The organism is Lysobacter antibioticus (assembly GCF_001442535.1).
Taxonomy (GTDB): domain Bacteria; phylum Pseudomonadota; class Gammaproteobacteria; order Xanthomonadales; family Xanthomonadaceae; genus Lysobacter; species Lysobacter antibioticus.
On sequence record NZ_CP013141.1, the window covers coordinates 662,423 to 687,641 of the forward strand.

The 25,219-nt window shown below is 68.6% G+C and carries 21 protein-coding genes; 15 read left to right on the forward strand and 6 right to left on the reverse strand.

The genetic code is table 11. The features are described 5' to 3' along the window. Positions 1–65: 65 nt before the first annotated feature. Complete coding sequence (locus tag GLA29479_RS02695; protein ID WP_057970702.1) at positions 66–2,666, reverse strand: bifunctional aspartate kinase/diaminopimelate decarboxylase; 2,601 nt, start codon at positions 2,664–2,666, stop codon at positions 66–68. A gap of 277 nt (positions 2,667–2,943) precedes the next feature. On the opposite strand from GLA29479_RS02695, the gene GLA29479_RS02700 reads away from it, so the two are divergent. Then, a complete protein-coding gene (locus tag GLA29479_RS02700; RefSeq protein ID WP_057970703.1) occupies positions 2,944–3,825 on the forward strand; it encodes a PhzF family phenazine biosynthesis protein in 882 nt (293 codons plus the stop codon). Between the two features lie 87 nt (positions 3,826–3,912). Here GLA29479_RS02700 and GLA29479_RS02705 read toward each other — a convergent pair whose 3' ends face one another. The 4 genes from GLA29479_RS02705 to GLA29479_RS02720 form a co-directional block, all read right to left on the reverse strand. After that, positions 3,913–4,806, reverse strand: a complete 894-nt coding sequence (locus GLA29479_RS02705) for a bile acid:sodium symporter family protein (protein ID WP_057917304.1) — start codon at positions 4,804–4,806, stop codon at positions 3,913–3,915. A 289-nt stretch (positions 4,807–5,095) separates the two neighbouring features. Beyond that, positions 5,096–5,782, reverse strand: a complete 687-nt coding sequence (locus GLA29479_RS02710) for a glycine zipper 2TM domain-containing protein (RefSeq protein WP_057917303.1) — start codon at positions 5,780–5,782, stop codon at positions 5,096–5,098. Between the two features lie 102 nt (positions 5,783–5,884). Continuing rightward, complete coding sequence (locus GLA29479_RS02715; protein WP_082638237.1) at positions 5,885–6,604, reverse strand: alpha/beta fold hydrolase; 720 nt, start codon at positions 6,602–6,604, stop codon at positions 5,885–5,887. Between the two features lie 182 nt (positions 6,605–6,786). After that, positions 6,787–7,218: an OsmC family protein gene (locus tag GLA29479_RS02720; protein ID WP_057917301.1), complete on the reverse strand. Its 432-nt coding sequence runs from the start codon at positions 7,216–7,218 to the stop codon at positions 6,787–6,789. A 304-nt stretch (positions 7,219–7,522) separates the two neighbouring features. On the opposite strand from GLA29479_RS02720, the gene fusA reads away from it, so the two are divergent. The 14 genes from fusA (at position 7,523) to GLA29479_RS02790 (ending at position 22,803) form a co-directional block, all read left to right on the forward strand. Then, complete coding sequence (gene fusA, locus GLA29479_RS02725; protein ID WP_057917300.1) at positions 7,523–9,580, forward strand: elongation factor G; 2,058 nt, start codon at positions 7,523–7,525, stop codon at positions 9,578–9,580. Positions 9,581–9,630: 50 nt separating this feature from the next. Further along, on the forward strand, positions 9,631–10,536 hold the full coding sequence (locus tag GLA29479_RS02730; RefSeq protein WP_057970705.1) for a hypothetical protein: 906 nt from the start codon (positions 9,631–9,633) through the stop codon (positions 10,534–10,536). A gap of 100 nt (positions 10,537–10,636) precedes the next feature. After that, entirely contained in the window at positions 10,637–11,068 is a 432-nt protein-coding gene (locus GLA29479_RS02735; RefSeq protein ID WP_082638238.1) for a DUF4087 domain-containing protein, read from the forward strand. 13 nt (positions 11,069–11,081) lie between these two features. Further along, positions 11,082–12,344, forward strand: a complete 1,263-nt coding sequence (locus GLA29479_RS02740; RefSeq protein ID WP_057970706.1) for a mechanosensitive ion channel family protein — start codon at positions 11,082–11,084, stop codon at positions 12,342–12,344. 149 nt (positions 12,345–12,493) lie between these two features. Continuing rightward, positions 12,494–12,895, forward strand: a complete 402-nt coding sequence (locus GLA29479_RS02745; protein ID WP_057970707.1) for a thioredoxin domain-containing protein — start codon at positions 12,494–12,496, stop codon at positions 12,893–12,895. Positions 12,896–13,167: 272 nt separating this feature from the next. Next, complete coding sequence (locus GLA29479_RS02750; protein ID WP_057970708.1) at positions 13,168–13,812, forward strand: LysE family translocator; 645 nt, start codon at positions 13,168–13,170, stop codon at positions 13,810–13,812. 147 nt (positions 13,813–13,959) lie between these two features. Continuing rightward, on the forward strand, positions 13,960–14,706 hold the full coding sequence (locus tag GLA29479_RS02755; RefSeq protein ID WP_057970709.1) for a tellurite resistance TerB family protein: 747 nt from the start codon (positions 13,960–13,962) through the stop codon (positions 14,704–14,706). 184 nt (positions 14,707–14,890) lie between these two features. Further along, complete coding sequence (locus GLA29479_RS02760; protein ID WP_057970710.1) at positions 14,891–15,421, forward strand: hypothetical protein; 531 nt, start codon at positions 14,891–14,893, stop codon at positions 15,419–15,421. A gap of 180 nt (positions 15,422–15,601) precedes the next feature. Then, positions 15,602–16,327 (forward strand): hypothetical protein, encoded by a 726-nt coding sequence (locus GLA29479_RS02765; RefSeq protein WP_057970711.1) that lies wholly within the window; start codon positions 15,602–15,604, stop codon positions 16,325–16,327. Further along, positions 16,324–17,079: a hypothetical protein gene (locus GLA29479_RS02770; RefSeq protein ID WP_057970712.1), complete on the forward strand. Its 756-nt coding sequence runs from the start codon at positions 16,324–16,326 to the stop codon at positions 17,077–17,079. The genes GLA29479_RS02765 and GLA29479_RS02770 overlap by 4 nt, the downstream gene beginning before the upstream one ends. A 22-nt stretch (positions 17,080–17,101) precedes the next feature. After that, positions 17,102–17,569, forward strand: coding sequence for a putative toxin-antitoxin system toxin component, PIN family (locus tag GLA29479_RS02775; RefSeq protein ID WP_057970713.1), 468 nt, complete (start codon positions 17,102–17,104; stop codon positions 17,567–17,569). A 44-nt stretch (positions 17,570–17,613) separates the two neighbouring features. Further along, complete coding sequence (locus tag GLA29479_RS02780) at positions 17,614–18,438, forward strand: AraC family transcriptional regulator (protein ID WP_057970714.1); 825 nt, start codon at positions 17,614–17,616, stop codon at positions 18,436–18,438. 64 nt (positions 18,439–18,502) lie between these two features. Further along, positions 18,503–19,477, forward strand: a complete 975-nt coding sequence (locus GLA29479_RS02785) for a DMT family transporter (protein ID WP_057917289.1) — start codon at positions 18,503–18,505, stop codon at positions 19,475–19,477. Positions 19,478–20,697: 1,220 nt separating this feature from the next. Next, a complete protein-coding gene (locus tag GLA29479_RS02790; RefSeq protein ID WP_057970715.1) occupies positions 20,698–22,803 on the forward strand; it encodes a TonB-dependent receptor family protein in 2,106 nt (701 codons plus the stop codon). 18 nt (positions 22,804–22,821) lie between these two features. Here GLA29479_RS02790 and GLA29479_RS02795 read toward each other — a convergent pair whose 3' ends face one another. After that, positions 22,822–25,077, reverse strand: coding sequence for a DUF5916 domain-containing protein (locus GLA29479_RS02795; protein WP_057970716.1), 2,256 nt, complete (start codon positions 25,075–25,077; stop codon positions 22,822–22,824). Between the last annotated feature and the right edge of the window lie 142 nt (positions 25,078–25,219).

A 25,219-nucleotide genomic window follows, 5' to 3' on the forward strand; every position in this document is an offset into this window, starting at 1 on the left:
CGCCGGGAGATATCCGAACAGGGGTTTGGGTGCGGACGCGCGTAGGCGCAGCGACGAGGAGACGATCACTCGATCACCTCCTCGAGCGGCAGCGCGCGCAGGTTATAGGTGTTGGCCATGGCCATGCCGTAGGCGCCGGCATCGGCGACCAGGAGGGTGTCGCCCTCGGCGGTCGCGGCCGGCAACAGGCGCGCACGGCCGAGCACGTCGCTGCTTTCGCAGACCGGGCCGACCACATCGAAGGTGGCGGTCTGGGTGTCGTCGAAGCGGCTGAGGTTGTGGATGCCGTGGTAGGCCTCGTACATGGCCGGACGCATCAGCGCGTTCATGCCGGCATCGCAGCCGATGCGCAACACGCCGTCCTTCTCGATCACCTGGGTCACGCCGAGCAGCAGCACGCCGCATTCGGCGACCAGATAACGGCCCGGCTCGATGATCAGGCCGTAGCGCGGATACGCGGCTTTGATTTCTTCCAGGCCGGCGCGCCATTGCGCCAGGTCGAACTGCGGCGCTTCCGGCGTGTAGGCGATCGGCAGACCGCCGCCGATGTCGATGGTCTCGATCGTGCCGACGCTGTCGGCCAGACCGGCGAGGCTGGCGTAGACGCCGCGCCAGTGCTGCGGGTCGTCGATGCCGCTGCCCAGGTGCGCATGCAGGCCGCTGATGCGCACGCCGAGCTTGCGCGCTTCTTCGACGAAGGCGTCGAAACGCGACAGCGGCAGGCCGAACTTGGCGGCGACGCCGCCGGTGCGGACCTTCTCGTGGTGGCCTTCGCCGTGGCCGAGGTCCAGGCGCAGCCACAGGGTGCGGCCGCGGAACACCTCGGGCCAACGCTTCAGCGCTTCGATGTTGTCGAGAGTGACGATGACCCCGCGCTGCAGGGCCGCTTCGTACTCGTGGCGCGGGGCGAAGCTCGGGGTGAACAGCACCCGCTCGGGCGCCATGTGCGGCACCGCGGCGAACACCCGTTCAATCTCGGCCAGCGACACGCATTCCAGGCCGAAGCCTTCGCCGACTATGGTCTTGAGGATCGCCGGGTGCGAGTTGGCCTTCATCGCATAGAAGCAGCGGTCGACCGCTTCGGTGCCGATCAGCGAACGGGCGCGCTCGCGCACCGTCGCCAGGTCGTAGACATAACGCGGCGTGCCGGCCTCGGCCATGGCGAGCAGGCGCGGACGCTTGCCCTGCCACCAGGCCGGCGCGCGCTGCGGCTTGCCGTGCGCAATCTCGCGCCAGCTCGGCCCGAACACGCTGTCGTCGCGCACCGGCATGGCGCCGCTGCGGATCAGCTCGTGGTGCAGATGCGGCAGTAGCCCGTCGGCGTCGGCCTCGTCGATGACGAAGGTCAGGTTGAGGTCGTTCGACGACTGCGAGATCAAATGTACGCGTTCGCGCCCGAACGCCGCCCAGATGTCGGACAAGCGGTGCAGCAGCGAACGCATGCCGCGCCCGACCAGGGTGATCGCCGCGCACGGCGCGATCACCTTGACCCGGCACACCTCGGCCAGATCCGCCGACAGCGCTTCCAGGACGTTGCTGTTGACCAGGTTCTCGCTCGGGTCGAGCGAGACGGTGACGTTGGTTTCCGACGAGCCGATCAAGTCGATCGACAGGCCGTGGCGCTTGAAGCGCTCGAACACGTCGGCGAGGAAGCCGACCTGCTGCCACATGCCGATGCTTTCCATCGACACCAGCACGATGCCGTTGCGGCGGCTGATCGCCTTGACCCCCGGCACGGTGACCGCGCTGGCGTCGATGCGCGTGCCCGGCAGGTCGAAACGCTCGGTGTCGAGGATCGCCATCGGCACGCCGGCGTCGCGGCACGGCGCGATCGAACGCGGGTGCAGCACCTTGGCGCCGGTGGTGGCGATTTCCTGCGCTTCGGCGTAGTCCAGGCGCGCCAGCAGGCGCGCATCCGGCACTTCGCGCGGATTGGCGCTGAACATGCCCGGCACGTCGGTCCAGATCTCGACTCGCTGCGCTTTCAGCAACGCGCCGAAGTACGCCGCCGAAGTATCCGAGCCGCCGCGGCCGAGGATCGCGGTGCCGCCGTCGCCGTGGCGGGCGATGAAGCCCTGGGTGATCAGCATCGCGGTGGGCTGCGCGTCGAAGCGCTCGCCGAAACCGCTATCGCCCAGATGGCGGCAGTTCACCGACAGCCGCTGCGCCCAGTCGCTGGCGTTCGGCAGCGACACCGCATCGAGCCAGTCGCGCGCATCGCACCAGCCGAAGTCGTGGCCCTGCGAACGCAGATAGGCATCGCCGATGGTCGAGGACAGCAACTCGCCCTGGCCCAGCACCTCGGCCTGCCAATCCAGCGCACGGCTCGCCGCGCGCGGATCGGTTTCCAATGCAATCAATTTCGCCAGGCGCTCGCCGAGCACCGCGTCGGGGTCGAGATCGAGCTCGCCGCAGAACGCACGATGACGCTCGACCAGGGTCGCGAACCGCGCCGCGAAGCCCTCGTCCTGGCCCACCGGCGCGTAGGCGATCGCCTGCAATTCGTTGGTCACGCCCGACAGCGCCGAGACCACGACGAGGACGCGGCGGCCCTCTTCGTGCATACGTTTCGAGGCCAAGCGCCCGATCGTGTCCCAACGGTTGCGGCGGGATACCGAAGTACCACCGAACTTGAGCACCACCCAGCCTGTCGCTTGCGCCACCACGTATTCCTCGGTTGTCGTTCCATTGTCGTAAGGCCCGGCACATTGCCGGGGCAGCTATAACCACCCCGGGACCCGCCTATGGCCGGCCCGGGATTCCACACTTGCAGGCTCGTCGCGCCTAGAATCACGCGCTCGCCCGGGAGCCCGGGCACGAAGCGACGATTCTAGTCGAAACCTGCCGGCTCACGAGCGTGCTCCCGACGCTGTATTCCGGGCCCCGGCCCCCTCACCGCCTGTGTACCGCCACCTGCACGGACTCTTCGGAACCCCACCCGAAATGACGCAACGCCGCTATCTGCAACTGGACGTGTTCGCCGACCGCCCCGGCGCCGGCAATCCGCTGGCCGTGGTCCTCGACGCCGAGGGCCTGGACGACGACGCCATGCAGGCCATCGCCCGCTGGACGCGCCTGCCCGAAACCACCTTCGTGTTCCCGCCGACCCAGCCCGGCGCCAGCTACCGCATCCGCATGTTCAGCCCGCGCCGCGAGGTGCCGTTCGCCGGCCACCCGAGCGTCGGCACCGCCTGCGTGGTGCTCGAGGCCGGCCTGGCCGAGCCGGTCGACGGCCACCTGGTCCAGGAAGGCGTAGTCGGCCTGTTGCCGCTGTCGGTCGACGGCGACGGCGACGCCCGCACCATCGCCGTGCGCACGCCGCGCGCGCGGGTGCTGGAAACCGCCTCGGCCGGCGATCCGCGCCTGGCCGAAACCCTGCGCGAGTTGCCGCTCGGCGCGCTGCCGCCGGCCTTGGTGGACGGCGGACGGCGCTGGTGGCTGGCCGAACTGCGCGACGAGACTGCCCTGCGCACGGCGACCCCGGACTGGGCCGCAATCGCGCGCCTGGCCGAAAGCACCGAAAGCATGGGCCTGTGCGCATTCGCGCGCGCCGACGCCGGCCAGGACTACGACCTGGTCGTGCGCGCCTTCGTCGGTGCGCCGGCGCAGTTCGAGGACGCCGCCTCGGGCGCGGCCAACGCCACCCTCGCCGCCTGGCTCAATCACAACGGCGCCCTGCCCGGTCGCGATGGCCGCTACACCGTCAGCCAGGGCCGCGAAGTCGGCTTCGACGCTCGCCTGCAATTGCGTGTCGACGGCGACGGCGAAGTCTGGTCGGGCGGCCGCGTCAGCAACGTGGTGCGCGGCCAGATCGACTGGCGCTGAGCGCAGGCCACGCGTGTCGGGTGCGCGCCGGGCAAGTGCCGGGCGCGTGCCGGCGATGGGCCGTTCGCGCTGGCCCGGCAGCCACGCTCAAGCCGCGCCGGCGGCCTCGGCTTTTTCGCGGCGCGCCACCGCACGGCGGCCCAGCGCGACCGCGATGAACGCCGGCAGGTACATCAGCAAGCCGTAGATCGCCGCCGGTACGGCGATCTGCGGCGACTGCAGCAGGGTCAGCGCGATTACGATCGCCAGGGTGCTGTTCTGCACGCCCACTTCCATGCCGACCGTGATCGCATCGCGCAGCGCCAGCCCGGTCAGCCGCGCCAACAGGAAACCGCCGCCGATCGCCGCCGAACACATCGCCAGCGCGGCCGGGCCGAGTTCCGGCAAGGTGCGCAGCAACAGTTCGCGTTGGGTCACGCTGATGGCGACGATCAACAGCAGCAACAACAACAGGGCGAAGCGGCTGACCCAGGGCTCCACGCGCAGGGCGAAACCGCTCGCGTAGCGGCGCAAGGCCATGCCGAGCAACACCGGCACCAACACCAAGGCCGCCAGGTGCATGACGGTCTGGCCGACCGGCAGGCGGATCTCGCGGGTCTCGCCGCCGAACCACTGCAGAGCCAGATTCACCAACAGCGGCACGCTGAGGAAGGTCACCAGCGCGCTGATCACGGTCAGCGTCACCGCCAGCGCGACATTGCCGCGGGCCAGATACGTCAGCGCATTGGAGCTGCTGCCACTCGGGCAGGCGGCGACCAGCACGAAGCCGACCGCGAATTCGAGCGAATGCGGGAACAGCCAGGCGACGGCGAAGCCCAATAAAGGCAGCAACAGATAATGGCCGACCAGGCCGACCATAACCGGGCGCGGGTTGCGCCCGATGCGCTGGAAATCTTCGCCGCGCAGGGTCAGGCCGATGCCGCACATGATGATGGCGATCGCGATCGGCAGACCGATCTTGAGCAACACGCTGTCCTGCATGGCGATCTCCTTGAGTTTTCGCGTCCGTCCGCGCGCCTGTCATTGCGGCCGTGGTCGATGCGGCAACGACCGACCGCGGCTCATCCGACGATGATCGATGGCGGTTGCTGCCGACTTTCGCACATTCGATGCGTTGCGGTCGCGATACCGCGTCGCGAGTTCCGTTGCCAGCTTGCGGATCGGAGCGCACGAAATCGGCGCCGCACAAACGAAAACGCCGGAACCTTTCGGTCCCGGCGTTTCATTCGCGGTCGCGGCACACCGTTCCTTCCGCCGCGCCGATGCCGACTCAGTCGGGGCGCACGTCCACGCGCACGCGGATGCGGTCGCCGGGGTTGTGGTTGGTGCGGGTGCGATAGGTCTTGCCGGCGTATTCGTAGGTCACGTCGTAGGCGCTGACCGAACGCTCGCCGCCCGAGTAGTAGTTGCCGCCGCTGGCCGGCACCGGGTCGCAGACCCGTACCGTGCCCGTGCGCGGCTCCTGGCTGCGCTTGCTCTGTTCGTAGATGCTGCGGCCGGCCATGCCGCCGACCATCGAGCCCAACGCCGAGGTCGCATAGCGCGCGCTGCCGCCGCCGACCTTGCTGCCGAGCACCGCGCCGACGATGCCGCCGACTACGGTCGCGGCGGTGCGGCCGCCTTCGGTGCCGACCGCGCGGCGCTGGTTGCCGTATTGGTCGTAGTAGCCGTCGTCGCGACGCGGCTCGTATTCGTTGCCGTAATAAGAGTCGCCCTGGACGTAGGTCGGGCGCTCGTAGCAGCGCTGGCCCTGGTTGACCGGCTGCGAGGTGTAGTTGTCGAACACCGGATCGACGCGGATCACCCGCGCGTAGTCGACCTGGCTGCTGTTGTAGTCGCCGACCTGCTGCGATGAGCCATAGGACGAGCCGTACGGCTGGCCATACGACTGGGCCGACGCGACGCCGGTGGTGGCGGCCAGACCCAGGCCCAGGGCGGTGACTAGCAAGCGGTTCATCATGAGCTCCAGGCGCCGACATGGCGCGGGATGGATCGTCGGGCCGCAGCGGTCAACCCGGGCTGAATGCAGCCGGGGGCGTGGCGATGGGGCCGGTGTCGTTTACCTCGCCGACAGCCAGTCGGCCGCCTGCGCGGCCAGCCGGGCGGCGTCGCGCCCCAGCAAGGGGCCGACATGGCTCGGCGACGGCCACGTTAACAAAGTCGCGCCGATCGCCGCTGCGAACTGCGCCGACAATTCCGGCGCGACGTCGTCGTCGCGCTGCGAGGCGATGCACAGCACCGGCGCCTCGACGGCGAGCACGTCAGCTGCAGCCGCCTCGACACCGGCATACGCCTCGCGCAGCACCGCGCCGGACTCGTCGCGCCAGCGCCGGAACGCATACAGTGCGGCCGCTTCGTCGGCATCGTCCATGGCGCGCCGGGTCGAGGCCAGGCGCGCATCGCGCCGCCACGGCACCACCTGCGGCCAGTCGCGCGCCGGCAATCGCGCCGCCCACGGCGCCGGCGGCACGGGGTTGATCAGCACCACCGCATCGGCCAGGTCCGCGCACAGCCAGGCCAACAGGCCGCCGAGGCTGGCGCCGATCACCGCGCGCGGCCGCGGCAACGCATCCAGTTCGGCGCGAACCTGGCGGCGGTAGTGATCGAGCGTGGTCGCGGCCAGGCCTTCGGGCGCCGGCCGCAGATCCGGCGCGACCGTGCCCAGGCCGCGCGAACGCAGCACGTCCTGCCACAGGTTCCACTCCCAGCCGCCGGCCCCGGCGCCATGGATCAGCAAGGCATGGCGGATACAGGCGCGCGGCGTCATGGGATCAGGCATCGGGTTCGATCAAGACCGACCGCCCCTCGTCCGCGGCGCGGAAGAAGGATCGGTGCGAAGAGCGGTAAAGAACGGCCTCGCCGGTGCGGCGAGACGCCGGACTCGGCGCCCGCCCGGCGAGGCAGGTCCGGCGCCGCTCCCGCCGGATGCGGGAACGGCCGCCCGGCTCAGACCAGCTTGGCTCAGACCAGTTTGGCTTCCAGGCTCATCGGCACCGCGCTCAGGGCCTTCGACACCGGGCAATTGGCCTTCGCGTCCTCGGCGATGGCCTGGAACTTGGCGGCGTCGATACCGGGCACTTCGGCGGTGAGCTTGAGGCGGATCTGCGACAGGGTCGGCCCGCCTTCCATCGACAGATCGACTTCGGCGCGGGTGTCGAGCTTGGCCGGCGGATGCCCGGCCTCGGTCAACTTGGCCGACAACGCCATGGTGAAGCAGCCGGCGTGGGCGGCGGCGATCAACTCTTCGGGGTTGGTGCCCTTCTCGTCGCCGAAGCGGCTGTTGAAACCGTAACGGGTGTCGGCGAGCAATCCGCTCTGCGGCGTGCTCAGGCGGCCCTGGCCGCTTTTCAGATCGCCTTCCCAGTGAGCGGTGGCGTGGCGCGAGATACCCATGATGCGACTCCGACGAGTAAGGGAGGCACAGCCTAACCGCGGCGATGTTAGTTCCGTATTGCGGCAGGCCACGAAAACGCAGGCGCTGCGGACTCCTTCCGCAGCGCAGCACGCGCAATCGCGACGCGGTGGGCGCTTCGCGGCCGTCGTCGGGCTTGACCCACCCTCGCGCCTGCGGGAGTCTGTGGTTCCGGCCCCCGCCGGCAGTAACCCGCCATGACCGCCCGCCGAGCGCCACGCTCGGGCGCGCAGCGCGGACAGCCATGACGGCCTTCCCACCCTAGCCTCAGGGAGAAGTCCGCTCATGTCCTACAGCACACAATCCATTCGCAACGTGGCCTTGGCAGGCCACCCCGGCGCCGGCAAAACCACGCTCTTCGAAGCCCTGCTGCAGGCCGGCGGCGCAGTCCAGACGGCAGGCAGCATCGAACGCGGCACCACGGTTTCTGATTTCGACCCGATCGAGAAACAACGCGGCCACTCGCTCGACGCCGCCATCGCCAGCACCGATCACGCAGGCATCCACGTCAACCTGATCGACACCCCCGGCTATCCCGACTTCCGCGGCCCGACCCTGTCGGCGCTGGCCGCGGTCGAGACCGTCGTGGTGGTGGTCGACGCCGACAGCGGCGTCGAATACGGCACCCGCCGGATGATGGAGCACGCCAAGGCGCGCCGGCTCTGCCGCGTGCTGGTGGTCAACAAGATCGACCACGAGGGCGCGGACCCGGCCGGCGTGCTGGAAGCGATCCGCGAAAGTTTCGGCCCCGAATGCCTGCCGCTGAACCTACCCGCCGACGGCGGCAAGGCCGTCGTCGATTGTTTCGCCACGCCCGGCAACGACGCGGGCGGCAGCGACCTCGGCGCGGTCGCCGACTGGCACCAGAAGATCATCGACCAGGTGGTCGAGGTCAACGAAACGGTGATGGAGCACTATCTCGACCTCGGCGAAGGCGGCCTGTCCGGCGACGAGCTGCACGACGCCTTCGAGCAATGCCTGCGCGAAGGCCACTTGGTGCCGGTGCTGTTCTGCTCGGCGCGCAGCGGCGTCGGCATCAAGGAGCTGCTCGACGTCGCCGAACGCCTGTTCCCGCACCCCGGCGAAGCCAATCCGCCGCCGTTCGTCAAAGGCGTCGGCGAAGACGCCCAGCCCATCGTCGCCGCGCCCGATCCGGACGCGCACGTGATCGCCGACGTGTTCAAGATCGTCAACGACCCCTTCGTCGGCAAGCTCGGCGTGTTCCGCGTCTACCAGGGCACGGTGCGCAAAGACACCCAGTTGTTCGTCGACGACGGCAAGAAACCGTTCAAGGTCGGCCACCTGTTCAAGCTCAAGGGCAAGGAACACGTCGAAGTCGAGCAGGCGATCCCCGGCGACATCGCCGGCGTCGCCAAGGTCGAGGACCTGCATTTCGATGCGGTCCTGCACGACAGCCACGACGAAGACCAGATCCACCTCGCGCCGCTGAACTTTCCGCGGCCGATGTTCGGCCTCGCGGTCGAGGCGGCGAGCAAGGGCCAGGAACAGAAACTCGCTACCGCCCTGCATAAGCTGTCCGAGGAAGACCCCTGCTTCCAGGTCGAACACGAGGCCGAGACCAACGAGACCGTGATCCGCGGCCTGTCCGACCTGCACCTGCGCATCAACATCGACCGGCTCAAGGACAAGTACGGGGTCGAGGTCACGGCCCGGCCGCCGCGCATCGCCTATCGGGAAACCGTCAGCGGCAAGGCCGAGGGCCATCATCGCCACAAGAAGCAGACCGGCGGCGCCGGCCAGTTCGGCGAGGTGTTCCTGCGCGTGGAGCCGTTGCCGCGCGGCGGCGGTTTCGAGTTCGTCGACGAGGTCAAGGGCGGCACCATCCCCGGCCAGTTCCTGCCGGCGGTGGAGAAAGGCGTGCGCCAGGTGCTGCACGACGGTGCGCTGGCCGGGTACCCGATCCAGGACGTACGGGTGATCGTCTACGACGGCAAGTACCACACCGTCGACAGCAAGGAAGTGGCCTTCGTCGCCGCCGGCAAGAAGGCCTTCCTCGATGCGATCACCAAGGCCCGCCCGCAGGTGCTGGAACCGATCGTCGACCTGGAAGTCAACGCGCCCGAGCAGCACATGGGCGACATCAGCGGCGGCCTGGCCAGCAAGCGCGCGCGCATCAACGGCACCGACAGCCTGCGCGGCGGCGAGATCGTCGTGCGCGCGCAGGTGCCCTTGTCGGAACTGGAAGGCTATGCCGCCGAGCTCAAGTCGGTGACCGCCGGACGCGGCCGCTACTCGCTCGACTTCAGCCATTACGAGCCGGTGCCCGGCAGCGTCCAGCAAAAACTCATGGAGGCCTACAAGCCCAAGCACGAGGAGGACTGAGCGGGGCCCGGGCTGCTAACGTTCGCGGTCCGACGTCCCGAACCGCGAACATGCCCAAACGCCACAGCGACCAACGCAGCGACCGCGAGCGCTCCGAGATCCTCAACCGCTACGCGCAACGACTCGTCCATCGCGGCGGCGAGCGCGAACTGCACTGGTACCGACGCGCGGCCCAGGCCGATCCGACCTGGGCCGCACCGTGGTTCAACCTCGGCCTGGCGCACAAGTATCGCGGCGAGTGGGCCGAGTCCCTGCAGGCCAATCGCGCCGCGCTGGAACGCCAGGGCGACCATGCCGGCGCCTGTTGGAACCTCGGCATCGCCGCCACCGCGCTGAGCGACTGGAGCAGCGCCCGCGAGGCCTGGCGCAAGTACGGCGTCGGCCTGCCGGAGGGCGAGGGCCCGATCGAAGCCGAACTGGGCGCGGTGGCGTTGCGGATCGATCTCGACGGCAGCGGCGAAGTGGTCTGGGGCGCACGCATCGACCCGGCGCGCGCGCGCATCCTCAACGTGCCGCTGCCGGACAGCGGCCATCGCTATCACGACATCGTCCTGCACGACGGCGCGGTGCAAGGCACGCGCAAGGTGCAAGGCCACGAATATCCGGTGTTCAATGCCCTCGGGCTATGGCAGGCCTCGGCTTACGTCACCTACGAGGCGCTGATCGAAACCGCGGCGCCGGACACCTTGGCGGCCCTGGTCGAGCGCGTGCGCGAGAGCGGGGGCCAGGTAGAGGACTGGACCCACACGGTGCGTTATCTGTGCCAGGCCTGCTCCGAAGGCGACCAAGCGCATGAACACCCGCAAGAACCCGCCGCACACACGCGGTTCCACCTAGGCATCGCCGCGACCGACGCAGCCCGGCTGCGCGGCGTACTCGACGACTGGCTGGGCGCGCATCCGCAGGCGCGCCTGCTGGAATTCAGCCGCGCCTTTCCCGCCGACGTCACGCCCTGAGGCCGGACAATCGCAGCGGGTGCGGTCCCGACCGCTCCGCTGCGGCGGCGCTCACAAGCGCCGTGCCGCCTCGTTACCATCGGAACCAAGGAGCGCCACGATGCCCACGACCTCGCCGTCCGATCGCCGCAGCACGCCGGGCCATGCCGCGGCGCTGGCCTGCCTGCTCGTCGCCCTCGCCTTGCTGCCCGCGCTCGCCGCGGCCGCCGGGACCAACGCATCGTCGCGCTCGGCCCTGCAGAACCGCTGCGGCTGGTTCATCAACCCGACCCCGGCCAATGCCTGGCTCGAGGATCGCGACGGCAGTTGGACGGTGGCGCTGCAAGGCGGCCACCAGGCCGACGGCGACTGGCCCGAGTTCGCCGAGAAAGACTGGGTCGTCACCAACGGCAGCAGCTACGGCTATGGCTGCGCCTGCATGAAGGTCAAGGTGGAGCGCAAGACCAAGACGGTGCTGCGGATCGCCTCGGCGCAGAGCAAGCCGCTCGCCCAGTGCCGGCGCGACCCGAAACTCAAGGAACCCAAGGACTGAGCGTCCCGCGCCCATGACCGCAGCCCCGACCGCCCCCGCTCCGCCGTCGCTGGAAACCGATCCGGAGCTGACCAAGATCGTCTCCGATGCCTTGACGGTCGTCTCCAATCCCACCGACCTGCTCGCGACCCTGTTCGTGGTCGTGGGCAGCGTGCTCGCGTCGGCGCTGATCGTCCGCCGGATCCGGCCGCGCCTCAAGCATCGCTTCGCCTGGCTGACCCTGCTCGACTACCTCGCCACGCCGGTGCTGTCGCTGACCTTACTGTCGCTGTTCGGCCTGTTCGGCGACCTGTTCGATAACCCGCTGATCGATCTCGGCGGCACCTTGATCGCGCTGCTGTGCCTCATCCGCCTGCTCGGCGCGATCGTCGAACTGCTGTTCCGCCCGACCGCGACCCTGCGCTTCATGCTGCGCGTGGTCACGCTGCTGTTGTGGATCTACGTGGTGCTGCAGATCTTCGGCACGCGCAACCCGCTGATCGGCCAATTCTTCTCGACCCAATGGAGCGTCCTCGGCTTCAGCCTGACCACCCGCCACATCCTCGACGGCCTCACCGCCGGCGTGGTGATCGTGATCGTCGCGCTATGGGGCGACAAGGCCATCGGCAACCTGCTGCGGCGCAACCGCACCCTGCAGCCGAACTTCGTCCTCGCCCTGTCGCGCATCTTCAGCGTGCTGATGTGGATCGCCGCGCTGGCGCTGATCTTCTCGATCAGCGGCATCAACCTCACCGCCCTGGCCGCATTCAGCGGCGCGCTCGGCATCGGCCTCGGGCTCGGCCTGCAACGGCTCGCGGCCAGCTACATCAGCGGCCTGATCGTGCTGTTCGAACAGTCGGTGCGGGTCGGCGACAACATCGCCACCAACAACATCATCGGCCGGGTCACCCGCATGACCGTGCGCTACACCATGATCCGCACCCGCGACGGGGTCGAGGCGATCGTGCCGAACGACAGCCTGACCAGCAACGTGATCGTCAATCAGTCCTGGTCCGACCGCAATCTGCGCCTGGTCTGCGGCGTGCTGGTCAAGGGCGACACCGACACCCAGGCCGCACGCACGCTGTTCCTGGAGGCGATGAAGGCGCAGGACCGCGTCCTGCAGCAACCGCCGCCGCATATGTACGTCACCGGCGTCAACGACAAGGGCATCCAGCTCGACGGCCACTTCTGGATCAACGACCCGGAGAACGGCCAGCACAACGTCGTCTCCGACATCTACGACTCGGTGTTGCAGTCGTTCCGCAAGAACGGCATCGCGCTGGTGGCGCAGTAAGCACCCGCCGCGTCGAGCGAGCGGCGGGTCACGGCGCAGACGATGCCTGCAGAGGCCAGGCGCCACTGCACTTCACGGCACGCCGACTCCGTCCATCGCCTTGGCGACAGGCCGCCTTGCGGGCGCTCCGGCAGGAGTAGGATTCGGGCATGAACGACGGTTCCCACCCGCGCTTCTTCTGGCAGTTCCCGATGCGGCCGATCCGCGAGAAGGGATTGGCCGAGGCCCTGCCCGACGACGGCCGCCTGCGCATCCTATTCCTGTGGGGCAAGGACTGCCCGAACTGCGATATCGCCAAGGGCCAGATCCTGCTGACGCCGGAGCGCTTCGTCTGGCCCGACGTCGACTGGATGCACGACAACGTCTACGAAGACCCGGGCATGGGCACCCATTTCGGCCTGCACGGCATTCCGGCGTTCTTCGTGTTCCGCGGCGCCAAGAAGCTCGGCCGGATCAGCCAGTGGCCCGGCACCGACGCCTTCGTCGCCGCGATCGAGAAACTGCGCGCGGCGCCGGCTCCGCTGGACCCGCTTCCAGAGCTCCAGGGGTAGGAGCGGCGCAAGCCGCGACCAACCGAAGTGTCGTACGCGAGCGCGGTGGCCGAAGACGGGGGCCCAAGGGCGATCCCGGAGGGCTGCCGCTTCGGGGGCTACGTGGTATTCGGCTTCTTCGGTTGATCGCGGCTTGCGCCGCTCCTACCCAAGCGGGCCGCCGCAGCCTCACCCGCGCAACACAGCTTCCCGCCGCGCAGCGACGGCCATGCTTGGCCTGCGCCCCAGCACGGAGCAGACTGCCGTTCTACCCGCCGCGACCGCACGCCGCCATGTTCGACTTCGCCACCCTCGCCGCCTACCTCGCCGCCGCTGCGGTGCTGGTCCTGATTCCCGGGCCGGGCACCGCCTGGATCATCGCCCAGAGCGCAGCCGGCGGAACCTCGCGCGGCGTGCAGGCGGCGTTCGGGCTCGAAACCGCCACCCTGATCCATGCACTTGCCGCCGGCCTCGGCCTGTCGGCGCTGCTCGCGACTTCGGCGCTGGCCTTCGAGGCAATCAAATATGCCGGCGCCGCCTATCTGATCTGGCTCGGCATCAAGGCCTGGCGTAGCCCCTCGCCCGCCCCTGCCGCGGCCGACGACGTGCCGCAGGTGGCGCCGACCTCGGCGCGTGACGTCTATCTGCGCTCGGTGATGACCGGCGTGCTCAATCCGAAGGTCGCACTGTTTTTCCTCGCCTTCCTGCCGCAGTTCGTCCACCCCGAGCGCGGCATGGTCTGGCTGCAGTTCCTGGTGCTCGGCGCCTTGTTGTCGCTGATCGGCCTGTCGCACAGCGTGTTGCTGAGCGTCGCCTTCGGCCATTTCGGCCGCCGCATCGGCCGGCGCTTCTCCGGCGGCGGGCGCTGGAAAGAACGCCTGACCGGCAGCGTGTTCATCGCCCTGGGCCTGCGCCTGGCCGTGCAGCAGCGCAGCTGAGGCGCAGCGCCCGCACCCCCGGGCGCTTCGGCAAGGACCCAACCGCGGATGTACGGCGCCGCCGGCGCAGGCCGCGCTTCGTCTTGAAGCGGCGGTCCGGCGCCCACAGGTCGGAGATTCACGACCTCGATTCCAGGAGCGCCGCGCATGAAGACACAGGGTTTTCTCGACCAATTGCTGAAGACCGCACAAAGCAGCCTCGGCGGGGCCGGCGGGCTCGAGGGCTTGCTCGGCGGCGGCAAACCGCCGGTGCCCTATCAAGACAAATACGCACAAGACAAGTACGCACGAGCCAAGCAAACGGAAGAGAAACGCGGCCTGCTCAACGCCGACTTCGGCAAGGGCGCGCTCGCCGGCGGCGCACTCGGCCTGCTGCTCGGCCACCGCAAGCTGCGCAAGAGCGCCGGCAAGATCGCCCTGTACGGCGGCGTCGCCGCGGTCGGCGTGCTGGCCTACAAAGCCTATGGCGAATACAAGCGGCAGCAGGATGCCGGCGCCGCCGAGCCGCAGACCGTCGACCGCCTGCCTCCGCCGCAGGCCGAGCAACACAGCCAGGCCATCCTGCAGGCGCTGGTCGCCGCATCGAAGGCCGACGGCCATATCGATGCGCGCGAACGCGAAGCCATCGAGGGCGAATTCACTCGCATCGACGGCGACCCGGAGCTGCGCCGCTGGCTGCACGACGAACTGGAAAAACCGCTCGATCCCGCCGAAGTGGCGCGCGCCGCGACCACCCCGGAGATCGCCGCGGAGATGTACCTGGCTAGCCTGCTCGCCGCCGACGAGCAGAGCTACATGGAACGCGCTTATCTGGACGAACTGGCGCGCCAGCTCAAGATCGACGACGCGCTCAAGAGCCGGCTCGAACAGCAGTTGCGCGACGCCCAAGCCTAAGCCACCTATCCGCTCCCGGGCCCCGCGCAGAACGGAACTCGGTCACAAGCGGACGCAGCGACGGCGCGTCCGCGCCGCCGGCGCTGCCGCCGGTCGGCGCGGCGCACTCATCGCCGATGGCAACCGTTAGGATCACTGCGCCGCCTCAGCCGCGCGGCGCTCCTTATCGACCGGACCCTCGCCGATGCGTTTGCTGATTCCCGCCTTGTTAGCGCTGACCTTCGTCGGCTGCTCCTGCCAACGCCAGGCCGAGGCCGACGCTCCCGCCGCCGACACAGCGACGATGCCTGCGACCGACGACGCCGCCGCGCGCGCCCGCGTCGATGCCGCCAAACGCGCCGACGCGCAAAACCAGCAGCGCCTGGATGCGATGAACGAAGCGGTCAACAAGTTGCATCTGTATCTGCAGCAACTCAGCAGCGGCAAACGCGAAGAAGCCGACAAGCATTGGGCCTACGAACGCACGCCGCGCGGCAACGAAGAAGCCGACCTGCGCTCGATCAAGCAGTTCACCGCGATGCGGATCGAGAACGACACGCCGAAACAGCTCGACAAGGAAGCCATGCCGGAATCGTTGGAAATCCCGGTCGAGCTGCGGGTCAGCGTCGCCGACGGCGAGTCGCGGCGTTACACCGGCTGGTACCGGATGCGGCGCAACCCGATCGACCGCAGTTGGGAGCTCACTGCGACCTCGCTGTCGGTGAAGTTGCAGTAAGCCGCACGCGCCACGCCGGCGCACTCGACACCCACCCCGGTCAGCGCGCGTCCAGCGAGCTGAGCCCGCGCTGTGCCGGACTTCCGGCATCTCGCCGCAATCAAGGGGTGGCTTATACACTGGGCCATCGACGCGCCCTCGAACGAGCGGCGCGCGGTCTATGCCTCTACGGACCCCGTCATGCGCCCGAATCGCTATCTCGTCGTCCCGGCCTTCGCACTCGCGATGTCCGTCCTGCTCGCCGCCTGCGGCGGTAAGGACCGCCCCGCGGACGGCACCGCCGCCGGCGACGATCCCCAGGCCCTGCCGACGCCCGCCGGCGCAGGTAGCGGCGGTGTCACCGGCATGCCCTCCGCGCCCGGGCCCGGCCAGGTCGGCGCGCCGGTCGAAGGCAGCACCGCCAGCCCGCTGTTCGACGAAAACGGCAACCCGATCCCCGGCAGCGACGCCGGCACGCCCGCGACCGGCATCGACGGCACCTTGCCGCCGCCCGAGGCCGGCACCGAGACCGGCGCCCCACCGCTCGCCGTCGAACCGACTGCGGAAGACGCCGTCGCCGTCGTGCGCGATTACTACGCCGCGATCAATGGCGGCAATTACGCCCGTGCTCATGCGCTGTGGTCGGACGGCGGCAACGCCAGCGGCCAGAACGCGCAGCAATTCGCCAACGGTTTCACCGAAACCGCCGGTGTGTCGGTGGAAGTGCTGGCGCCGGGCCGGATCGATGCCGGCGCCGGCCAGCGCTATGTCGAAGTGCCGATCGCGATCACCGCCACTCAACGCGACGGCAGCCAGCGCAAATACGTCGGCGCCTATACCCTGCGCCGCAGCGTCGTCGACGGCGCCAGCGACGAACAACGCGCATGGCGGATCGGCAGCGCCGACATCCGCGAGGTCAAGCAATGAACCCGTGCGCGGTAGCGAGGCAGACCTTCGTCGCGGTCGCTGCCGTCGCCTTGCTAGGCGCATGCGAACGCACGCCGTCCGCGCCTGCCGCCGCCAAGCCGGCCGCGCACGCGCCGCAGCCGGCAACGACGCCGCAAACGAACACGCCCGCGGTCGAAAAAGGCCTGGACACAGCGCCGCCGGCCAAGCTCGACCACGTCCTGCCCGGCGCGCTCGCCCCCGACACCGGCCCGGCCCAGTTGCGCGCCCTGTTCGGCGCGGATCAGGTCGAGATCTCCGATCATCTACCCGGCGCGGAAGGCGAGGAGTTCCGCGGAGTGATCCTGTATCCCAAGGATTCGACCCTGCGCGCCTATCTGTATTTCCAGGACTCGCAACAACTGCGCGGCCTGTCCAACGTGGTCGTGCGCGAGCCCGACTCGCGTTGGCGCCTCGACAACGGCGTGAGCATGGGCATGCGCCTGGCCGAGCTGGTCCGCCTCAACGGCAAGCCGATCCGGTTCAGCGGCCTGGACTGGGATTACGGCGGCGCGATCACCGACTGGAACGGCGGCCGTCTCGCCGCGAAGGACGGCGACCCGGTGATCCGGCATGCGCGTCTGGACCGCAATGCGCAGGCATCGACCGCGCAGGATCCCTATCCCTCCGGCGACAGCGAATTCTCCAGCGACGATAACCGCTATCCGCAACAGGGCGAGCTGCTGTCGGTCGGCGAGCTGCGGGTGTCGTTTCCGGGCGAGGACGATCTTTGAAGCTCGCCGCGAACACCGCAGCATGACCGGCACCGTCCCGCGCATCGTCCTCGACAGCAACGTCTGCCTGGACATGTTCGCCTTCAAGGACCCGCTGACCGCCTCGTTGCTCGCTGCGCTGCGCGAGCGCCGCATCGAAGCCGTCACCGACACGGCATGTCGCGAAGAGTGGCAGCGCGTGCTGACCTATCCCAAGCTCGCGCTCACCGACGAAGTCCGCGCCGGGTGTCTGCGCGACTACGACGAGTTGCTGCGTCTGCACGAACACGATGGCGGCGTTCCGGCGCGCGCCCTGCCCCGCTGCGCCGATCCCGACGACCAGAAGTTCCTCGAACTCGCCCTGGCAGCGAACGCGCGCTGGCTGCTCAGCCGCGATCATGCCCTGCTGGTGCTCGGCCGCCGCACTGCGCGCGACGGCTTGTTCGAGGTGCTGACTCCGCGCGCCTGGGCCGCATTGCAGGCCCTGCACGCAGCTGCGCCGGAGGGCTGAACGGCGCCACCGATCGTCTGCGCAGGCCATGCGATACTCGGGCCATGCAAGGCGTCCCCGCCCAGTTCGTCCACGCCCACGATGCCGCCGAATTCCGGCAGCCTTCGCATCGCGCCGGCGTCGAGCTGTACCGCGCGCACATCGTCCGCCACGCCTTCGAGCCGCACACCCACGAGGCTTTCGGCCTGGGCGCGATCGAATCGGGCGTCGAGCGTTTCCGTTATCGCGGCAGCGATCACCTCGCGCCGCCGGATTCGCTGGTGCTGATGAATCCCGACGTGCTGCATACCGGCCGCGCCGAGACCGAAGGCGGCTGGCGCTATCGCATGGTCTATGTCGATCCCGACGTGGCCGAGAAGATCACCGGCGAGGCCGGCTGGTGGTTCGAGGACGCGGTGCGCCACGACCCCGAACGCGCCCGCCGCATCACCGCGCGCTTGGATGCCCTGTGGAACACGCGCGAGCCGCTGGCCTTCGACAGCCAGCTGTTCGCCCTGCTGATGGAATTCCGCGATCACGCGCGCATGCCGCGGCGCCTGCGCGATGAGGCTGCGTCGCGGTTCGCGCCGGTCGTCGACTACCTGCGCGCGCACCTGGCCGAGCGCGTCACCCTGGAGGAATTGGCCGCGGTCGCCGGCCTCAGCCCGTTCCACTTCCTGCGCCGCTTCCGCGCCCAGTACCACGTCACCCCGCAGCAAATGCTGATGGCACTGCGCCTGTACGAGGCCAAGCGCTTGCTGGCCGACGGCGCTGCGCTCGCGCGCATCGCCGCCGACACCGGGTTGACCGACCAGGCCCATCTGACCCGGGCCTTCTCGCGCCGCTACGGCATCACCCCGGCGCGCTACCAGAAGCAAGTCCGCCGCTGAGCGCGGCCGCGCCGAAAGCAATCTGGTACAAGACCGCGCCGCCGGGTTCGCCCAAGCTGGACGCATGTGGCTAGGAACCCTCTATGCGCTCGCGGCCGGCCTGATCTGGGGCCTGGTCTTCGTCGGCCCGCTGTTGCTGCCGGAATACCCGGCCGCCTTGCAGTCGGTCGGGCGCTACCTCGCCTTCGGCCTGATCGCCTTGCCCCTCGCCTGGTTCGACCGCACCGCCTTGCGCCAGCTGACCCGCGCCGACTGGATCGAAGCGCTGAAGCTGTCGGCGATCGGCAACCTGCTCTATTACCTGTGCCTGGCCAGCGCCATCCAGCGCGCCGGCGGCCCCTTGCCGACCATGATCATCGGCACCTTGCCGGTGGTGATCGCGGTCTGCGCGAACCTGCGCAACGCCCGCCGCGACGGCCGCCTGCCATGGCTGCGCCTGCTGCCGTCATTGGCGCTGATCGCGGCCGGGATCGCCTGCGTCAACCAAGTCGAATTGCAGGCCCTGCGCGCGGACGCCAACGCCGACGTGCGCCGCTACGCCATCGGTGCCGTGCTCGCGATCGGCGCAGTCGCGTGCTGGACCTGGTACCCCCTGCGCAATGCCGACTGGCTGCGCGATCACCCCGGCCGCAGCCCGCGCACCTGGGCGACTGCGCAAGGCTTGGCGGTCCTGCCGCTGGCTTTGCTCGGCTATATCGCGCTATGGACCTTCATGAGCGCGACCGGCCGCGAGTTCCCGATGCCGTTCGGCCCGCGCCCGGGCTTCTTCATCGGATTGATGGTGGCGATCGGTCTGTTCGCCTCCTGGGTCGGCACCTTGTGCTGGAACGAAGCCAGCCAGCGCCTGCCGACCGCCCTGGCCGGCCAGCTGATCGTATTCGAGACCATCGCCGCCCTCAGCTACGCCTTCATCCTGCGCGGCCGGATGCCGGAACCTCTGACTTTGATCGGCATCGCCTTGCTGATCGCGGGAGTGATCTGGGCATTACGGGTGAAGCCGGTGCCGGTGGCAAATGTGGAGAGTTGTTCGGCGCATTGAGGGATGGTCGCGTCAGCGGACGGGCGCTCTGCTCCTGCTCGACCGAACTCAGCGCTGCGAATCCCTCCCCTGTAAGAGCGGCGTGAGCCGCGACCGCAACCCATCAATCTCGCGCCGATGGTGGCCGCAGGCCGTCAGGGGTAGGAGCGGCGCGAGCCGCGACCGCGTTGTTGCGTTGTTGCGGCGTTTCTCCCAAGTAAGACCAAGATCTAGATCAAACGCCAAAAGCTTCCGCCACTAAAGCGGCGGGTTACTTTCTTTTGTCATAAGCAACAAAAGAAAGGTAACCAAAGAAAAATGCTTTTCTTTTGAATCACCAGCCCGCACGAGCGATGCATACGCAGGGACTTTTCATACGGGACATCCATGTCCCGATGAAAAACGGCCTGCATCCATGCAGGCCGCCCTCCGGGTCTTCCATTGCCTTCGCTAGTGCGAGGCGACGCACAGCGACAGCGACAGCGACAGCGACAGCGACAGCGACAGCGACAGCAGAATCTATGTTGCCGTTGCCGTGAACAGCTTGGCGCAGTACCGAACTCGCGAGAACGCCTGGAGACCCGGAGGGCGCCGCACAGGACGTGCGGCGTTTTCCGATAAGACAGGGACGTCTTATCGGAAAATCCCGGCGCGGGCATCGCACTCGTGGCCTGTGCCCTTGCAAGGAGAGCCCTTTTCTTTGGTTACCTTTGACCGAAGGGAATCCAGACGGACTTTTGGGCTTAGCAAAAGAAAGTAACCCGGCCGCGTCAGCGGACGGAAGCTTTGCAATTGATGTTGCTTCACCGCCCTACGGAAATAACGCAGCAACCGCCAGGTAGGCGGTCGCGACTTACGTCGCTCCTACAAGGGAAGCTCCGCCCTCGCTGAATCACAGGCCTGCACGAGCGGTGCGCGCGCTGGGTCTACAGACGGGACATCCCTGTCCCGATGGAAAACGGCGCGCATGCCCCCGTGCGCCTCCCTCCGGGTCTTATGTCGCCTTCGCTAGTCTGAAGCGACGCACAGCAATAACAGCAACACAATCATCTATCGGTCGCCTCTGTCGCCGGCGCCGGCGCCGGTCACCGAACCGGCGCGGTCGCGGCTTGTGACCGAGGGAAATCCAGTAGGACGCCGCTCCTACCCTGAGAGCGGGCCGCCACCCACTGCGGCGTTATGCCGCATCCACCCCGACAACCGCCTGACTACGCTTGCCGGCTCTCACCCGAGCCCCCGCCATGCGCGCCGTCACATTTCGCCCTTCCCTGCTCGCGCTGGCGACGATATTCACCCTCGCCTCCCACAGTTACTCGGCCCATGCGCAGTCGACTGAGGTGCAGGCCGTCAGCGATCCGGCCCCGGCCGATCATTGGTCGTCCGCCAAGACCCTCGACTCGGTCCGTGTATTCGGCCTGAGGGGGCAACCGCTCGCCGTCGACGGCATCGAGCGGGCGCGCGAGCGTCTCGACGAACGCGCGGGGGCGACCGGGCTGGTCGACGGCGAGTCCTACCGCGGCGGACGCGTCAGCACCCTGACCGATGCGCTCGGTTACGCCGCCGGTGTGTTCGTGCAGCCGCGCTTCGGCGCCGAGGAAGCGCGCTTGTCGATCCGCGGCTCCGGCCTGCAGCGCACCTTCCACGGGCGCGGCCTGGAGCTGCTGCAGGACGGCAGCCCGCTCAACCTCGCCGACGGCGGTTTCGATTTCCAGGCGGTCGAACCGCTGTCGTCGCGCTACATCGAGGTGTATCGCGGCGCCAATGCGCTGGAATTCGGCGCCGCCGCCCTCGGCGGTGCGATCAACTTCGTCTCGCCCACCGGTTACGACGCTGCACCGATCAGTCTGCGTGTCGAAGCCGGCGACTTCGGCTATCGCCGCGGTCAGGTCGCCCTGGCCGGCGTATCCGGTCGCGGCGACGGTTACCTGAGCCTGAGCGCCCTGCGCCAGGACGGCTTCCGCGATCATGCCGAGCAGGAAAACTACCGTCTGTTCGGCAACGCCGGCTTCCGTTTCAGCGACACCCTCGACGGCCGCGTCTATTTCACCCACGTCGACACGCGCTCTGCCCTGCCAGGCAATCTGACTCTCGCCGAGTCGCAGCGCGACCCGACCCTCGCCGCGCCGGGCAATCTGGTCTTGAACCAACGCCGCGACTATCGTCTCGACCGCATCGCCGCAAAGCTGGCCTGGGCCCCGTCCGACACCGGCACGCTCACCTTGTCGGTCTATTACGCCGACAAATCCTTAGATCATCCGATCTTCCAGGTACTGCGCCAGGAAAGCCGCGACACCGGCGTCGATCTGCGCTGGCGCGGCGAAGCGCAATGGCTCGGTCGCCGCAACGTGCTGATCGCCGGCGCCGCCTTCGCCCAGGGCGACATCGAGGACGATCGTTTCTTCAACATCGCCGGCCACGCTGGCGCGCGCAGCAATCGCTTCGATCAGCGCGCGCGCAACGGCAAGCTGTATGTCGAGAACCAGACTTGGCTCGCGCCGAGCTGGGTGCTGGCAATCGGCGCGCAGGCGCTGCGTTCGGAGCGCCGCTCGCGGGACCGCTTCATCACCGCTGGTCGCGACGAGAGTTTCTCCCGCGACTATTCCGGCCTCAGCCCCAAACTCGGCCTGCGCTATTTGCTCGACGCGCATACCCAGCTCTATGCCAACGTCAGCCGCAGCCTGGAGCCGCCGAGTTTCGGCGAGCTCAGCGGCGGCCCCGGCGTGACCCAGGTCGATCGTCAACGCGCGACCAGCGGCGAAATCGGCCTGCGCCTGGATCGCGACAAGCTGTCGCTCGATGTCGCCCTGTACCGCGCCCGCATCGACGGCGAGCTGCTCTCGCTCAGCGACGGCAACGGCAATCCGCTCGGCACCGTCAATGCCGACCGCACCGTCCACCAAGGCATCGAACTCGGACTGGGCTGGCATCCGGCCGAGGACTGGACCTTGTCGGCCAACTATCTCTACAACGACTTCCGCTTCGACCGCGACCGCGTCTACGGCGATAACGACCTGGCCGGGGTGCCGCCGCAGCAACTGCGCGCCGAACTGCGCTGGTCGCCGGGCGAGTACTTCTATCTCGCCCCGAACCTCGAATGGACGCCGCAGGACTACTACATCGACCACGCCAACAGCTTCAAGGCCCCGGGCTACACCATCGCCGGGCTGCGCATCGGCGGAAAGCTCGCCAAGGACTGGTCCTGGTTCGCCGACGCCCGCAACCTCGGCGACCGCAAGTGGATCGCCAGCAGCAACGTGATCGCCGACGCGCGCGGCCAGGACGGTCGCAACTTCCTGCCCGGCGACGGCCGCTCGGTGTACTTGGGCCTGGAGTGGCGGTCGCGGTGAAGCGGCCGCCCTCCCCGATCAGATCTCGAACCGATACGACAGCTTGACCAGCAGTTGCTCGCTGTCGCGCAGGTCGAAGGCATCGCGGAATTCGCGGCCGACTCCGCGGTCCATGCGCCCTTCCTCGAACATCTCGCCGCCGCGCACGTAGGCGATGTAGAGATAGGACAGCGGCGCCAGTTCGTAGCGGTAGCGGATCTGGAAGCCCAGGTTGCGCACGCGGAAATCCGGGATCGCTTCATCCACCGCGAGCGGACGACCGCCGGCGTCGACCCGATAGGCCTGCTTCAGGCGCGCGTCCAGGCCGATGGTCTCCAGGCGCACGCGCAGTTCCTGTTTGTCGTCGATGAACCACTGCAGGCCCGCATCCAGCACCAGACTGTCGGCGCGGAAGGCGCCGAGGCGGTTGCCGCCGCGCCACAGCAGCCAGTCCGGCGCGTGGGTGTATTCGACGCCGGCGAACAGGATCAGGCGGTCGCTGAATTGGTAGTTCGGCTCCAGGTACAACCGCGTCTCGCCCTCGTCGATGCCGCCCAGGCCGTCGGCGCTGTAGCCGGCCTCGATGGCCAGCGACCACGGGCTGCCGTTCTGGCGCGGAAGCAGGCGTTCGTAGTTGACGAACAAGCGCGACGGCACCCGCAGCACGCCGTTGCCGCGGGTGATGAGGTCGTCGTGGCCCGCGGTCCACAGCGCGACTTCGGCGAACTCGTTGCCGCCGTCGCGCAGTTCGCCGCGGCGGGTGATCGCGAACGCGTCGGCGATATGCACGCCGTCGTCGCTGTAGCGGCGCGAAGCGGCGTAGTGCCAATCGTGCGAGGCGTAGGCCGAATCGGCCGGCAGGTCGGTAACGCGGCGGCCCAGGTCGTAACGCAGGTAGTTGAAGTTGTTGCGCTCCAGATAACCGAAGTCGTTGAGCTGCAGATCCTTGCCCAGGTGCAGGCCGTACAGCTGTTGGCGCCAGCCGCCGCCCATGTCGTAGTCGATCCGGATCTGGCCACCGCTGTCGCGCAGGGTACGACCGCTCTGCTCGACGTCCGAGGCCACCAGCGTGCCGCGGATCGCCCACTGCGGGTTCGGCGTCCAGCGCTGGTCGAACTCGTAGACGTCGGCCTGGCGATCCAGGAACGGACGATCCACGCGCGTGACCATCGCGCCGAGGCCGAAACCGGCGAAGTCGCGGGTCGCGCGCACGGCGTAGAAATCGCGGCCGACCTCGTCGCCTTCGTTGGCGGCGAACAGGCCGTAGTTGTAGCCGCCCGCGCTGCCGTTGAGCTTGAGCGCGGCGATGACGTCGCCCGACCCCAGGCCGTCGTCGGTCTTGCCGCCGACCCGGCGCGTATAGATCAACCGGCTGTTGGTGTTGTAGGACCCGAACGGCACGTCGAAGAAGCCCTGGTTCTCGGTGAAGAAGGGGCGCTTGTCGCTGAAGAAGGTTTCGGTGGCGCTGAAGTTCACGGTCAGCTCGTCGCTCTCGACCTGGCCGAAGTCCGGGTTGATGGTGGCGCTGAGCTGGAACTTGCCGCTGGGCTTCCAGAACAGGTCGGCGCCGGCGTCGAAGTCGCTGTCGTGGCCGACCGCGTCGCCCACGCCGACTACGTACGGCGTGATCGCCAACAGCGACTGGCTGTAGGCCGGCACTTCGACGCGGTTGAACGCGGACAGGAAGCGCGCCTCGGTGTAGTGCACCGCCGGCCACGAGGTGCGCTCGCCGGTCGAGGCGATCACCCGGTCGAGTTCGATGCCGAGGGTGCGGGTGCCGTCGGCGACATCGCGCATCGGCGCGATATGCCAGGGAATCAGCATCTCCGCCGACCAACCGCCGTCGTCCTCGCTGGTCGCGTGGCGCCAGTCGCCGTCCCAGTCGTCGTTGAACTGGTTCTCGCTGGTAATCGTGGTGTCGACGATGCTGTTGGCCAGGGTCACGGTGAAGTTGTAGCCGGCACGGCCGTCGCCGTCGAAATCGACGTAGAGGTTGACCCGGTCGACGGTGGCGTTGCCGTCGCGCTGGGTGTGCTGGCGCAGGCGCGGCACCCCGGCCGGTTGGTGATTGCGGAAGGCCACGGCGAGCCCGTCCGGGGTCGCCAGCAACCAGGCCTCGGTCGGCTGCGAGGCGGCCGCGCGCGATAGCGGCTGGGTCAGGCGGAAGTCGTCGATGCGCTGGGCGCCGCGCCATTCCTCCGGGTCGATGCGGCCGTCGATCTCCAGCCCGTAGGCGCAGGGGGAGGCGATCGCGGCCGAGGCCGCGAACAGAGAGGTGAACAGATTCGTGCGCATACAGCAGCCCCGGTGATGCGGATTGTCCGCATCGCGAGCGCCTGCCCCGGCCCTCGTCGATGACGGATCGCGACGAACGGCGTCGCGATGCCGCGCAGACTAGCGGCGCGGCGGCTTTTCACCGCATGGCGTAAGTCATGGC

Coding starts and splice junctions, on each gene's coding strand:
- GLA29479_RS02755 (WP_057970709.1), top strand. CDS start 13,960: ATGAAGACACAGGGTTTTCTCGACCAATTGCTGAAGACCGCACAAAGC.
- GLA29479_RS02795 (WP_057970716.1), bottom strand. CDS start 25,077: ATGCGCACGAATCTGTTCACCTCTCTGTTCGCGGCCTCGGCCGCGATC.
- GLA29479_RS02775 (WP_057970713.1), top strand. CDS start 17,102: ATGACCGGCACCGTCCCGCGCATCGTCCTCGACAGCAACGTCTGCCTG.
- GLA29479_RS02750 (WP_057970708.1), top strand. CDS start 13,168: ATGTTCGACTTCGCCACCCTCGCCGCCTACCTCGCCGCCGCTGCGGTG.
- GLA29479_RS02740 (WP_057970706.1), top strand. CDS start 11,082: ATGACCGCAGCCCCGACCGCCCCCGCTCCGCCGTCGCTGGAAACCGAT.
- GLA29479_RS02765 (WP_057970711.1), top strand. CDS start 15,602: ATGCGCCCGAATCGCTATCTCGTCGTCCCGGCCTTCGCACTCGCGATG.
- GLA29479_RS02760 (WP_057970710.1), top strand. CDS start 14,891: ATGCGTTTGCTGATTCCCGCCTTGTTAGCGCTGACCTTCGTCGGCTGC.
- GLA29479_RS02790 (WP_057970715.1), top strand. CDS start 20,698: ATGCGCGCCGTCACATTTCGCCCTTCCCTGCTCGCGCTGGCGACGATA.
- GLA29479_RS02720 (WP_057917301.1), bottom strand. CDS start 7,218: ATGGGTATCTCGCGCCACGCCACCGCTCACTGGGAAGGCGATCTGAAA.
- GLA29479_RS02735 (WP_082638238.1), top strand. CDS start 10,637: ATGCCCACGACCTCGCCGTCCGATCGCCGCAGCACGCCGGGCCATGCC.
- fusA (WP_057917300.1), top strand. CDS start 7,523: ATGTCCTACAGCACACAATCCATTCGCAACGTGGCCTTGGCAGGCCAC.
- GLA29479_RS02780 (WP_057970714.1), top strand. CDS start 17,614: ATGCAAGGCGTCCCCGCCCAGTTCGTCCACGCCCACGATGCCGCCGAA.
- GLA29479_RS02700 (WP_057970703.1), top strand. CDS start 2,944: ATGACGCAACGCCGCTATCTGCAACTGGACGTGTTCGCCGACCGCCCC.
- GLA29479_RS02710 (WP_057917303.1), bottom strand. CDS start 5,782: ATGAACCGCTTGCTAGTCACCGCCCTGGGCCTGGGTCTGGCCGCCACC.
- GLA29479_RS02730 (WP_057970705.1), top strand. CDS start 9,631: ATGCCCAAACGCCACAGCGACCAACGCAGCGACCGCGAGCGCTCCGAG.
- GLA29479_RS02745 (WP_057970707.1), top strand. CDS start 12,494: ATGAACGACGGTTCCCACCCGCGCTTCTTCTGGCAGTTCCCGATGCGG.
- GLA29479_RS02715 (WP_082638237.1), bottom strand. CDS start 6,604: ATGCCTGATCCCATGACGCCGCGCGCCTGTATCCGCCATGCCTTGCTG.
- GLA29479_RS02770 (WP_057970712.1), top strand. CDS start 16,324: ATGAACCCGTGCGCGGTAGCGAGGCAGACCTTCGTCGCGGTCGCTGCC.
- GLA29479_RS02785 (WP_057917289.1), top strand. CDS start 18,503: ATGTGGCTAGGAACCCTCTATGCGCTCGCGGCCGGCCTGATCTGGGGC.
- GLA29479_RS02705 (WP_057917304.1), bottom strand. CDS start 4,806: ATGCAGGACAGCGTGTTGCTCAAGATCGGTCTGCCGATCGCGATCGCC.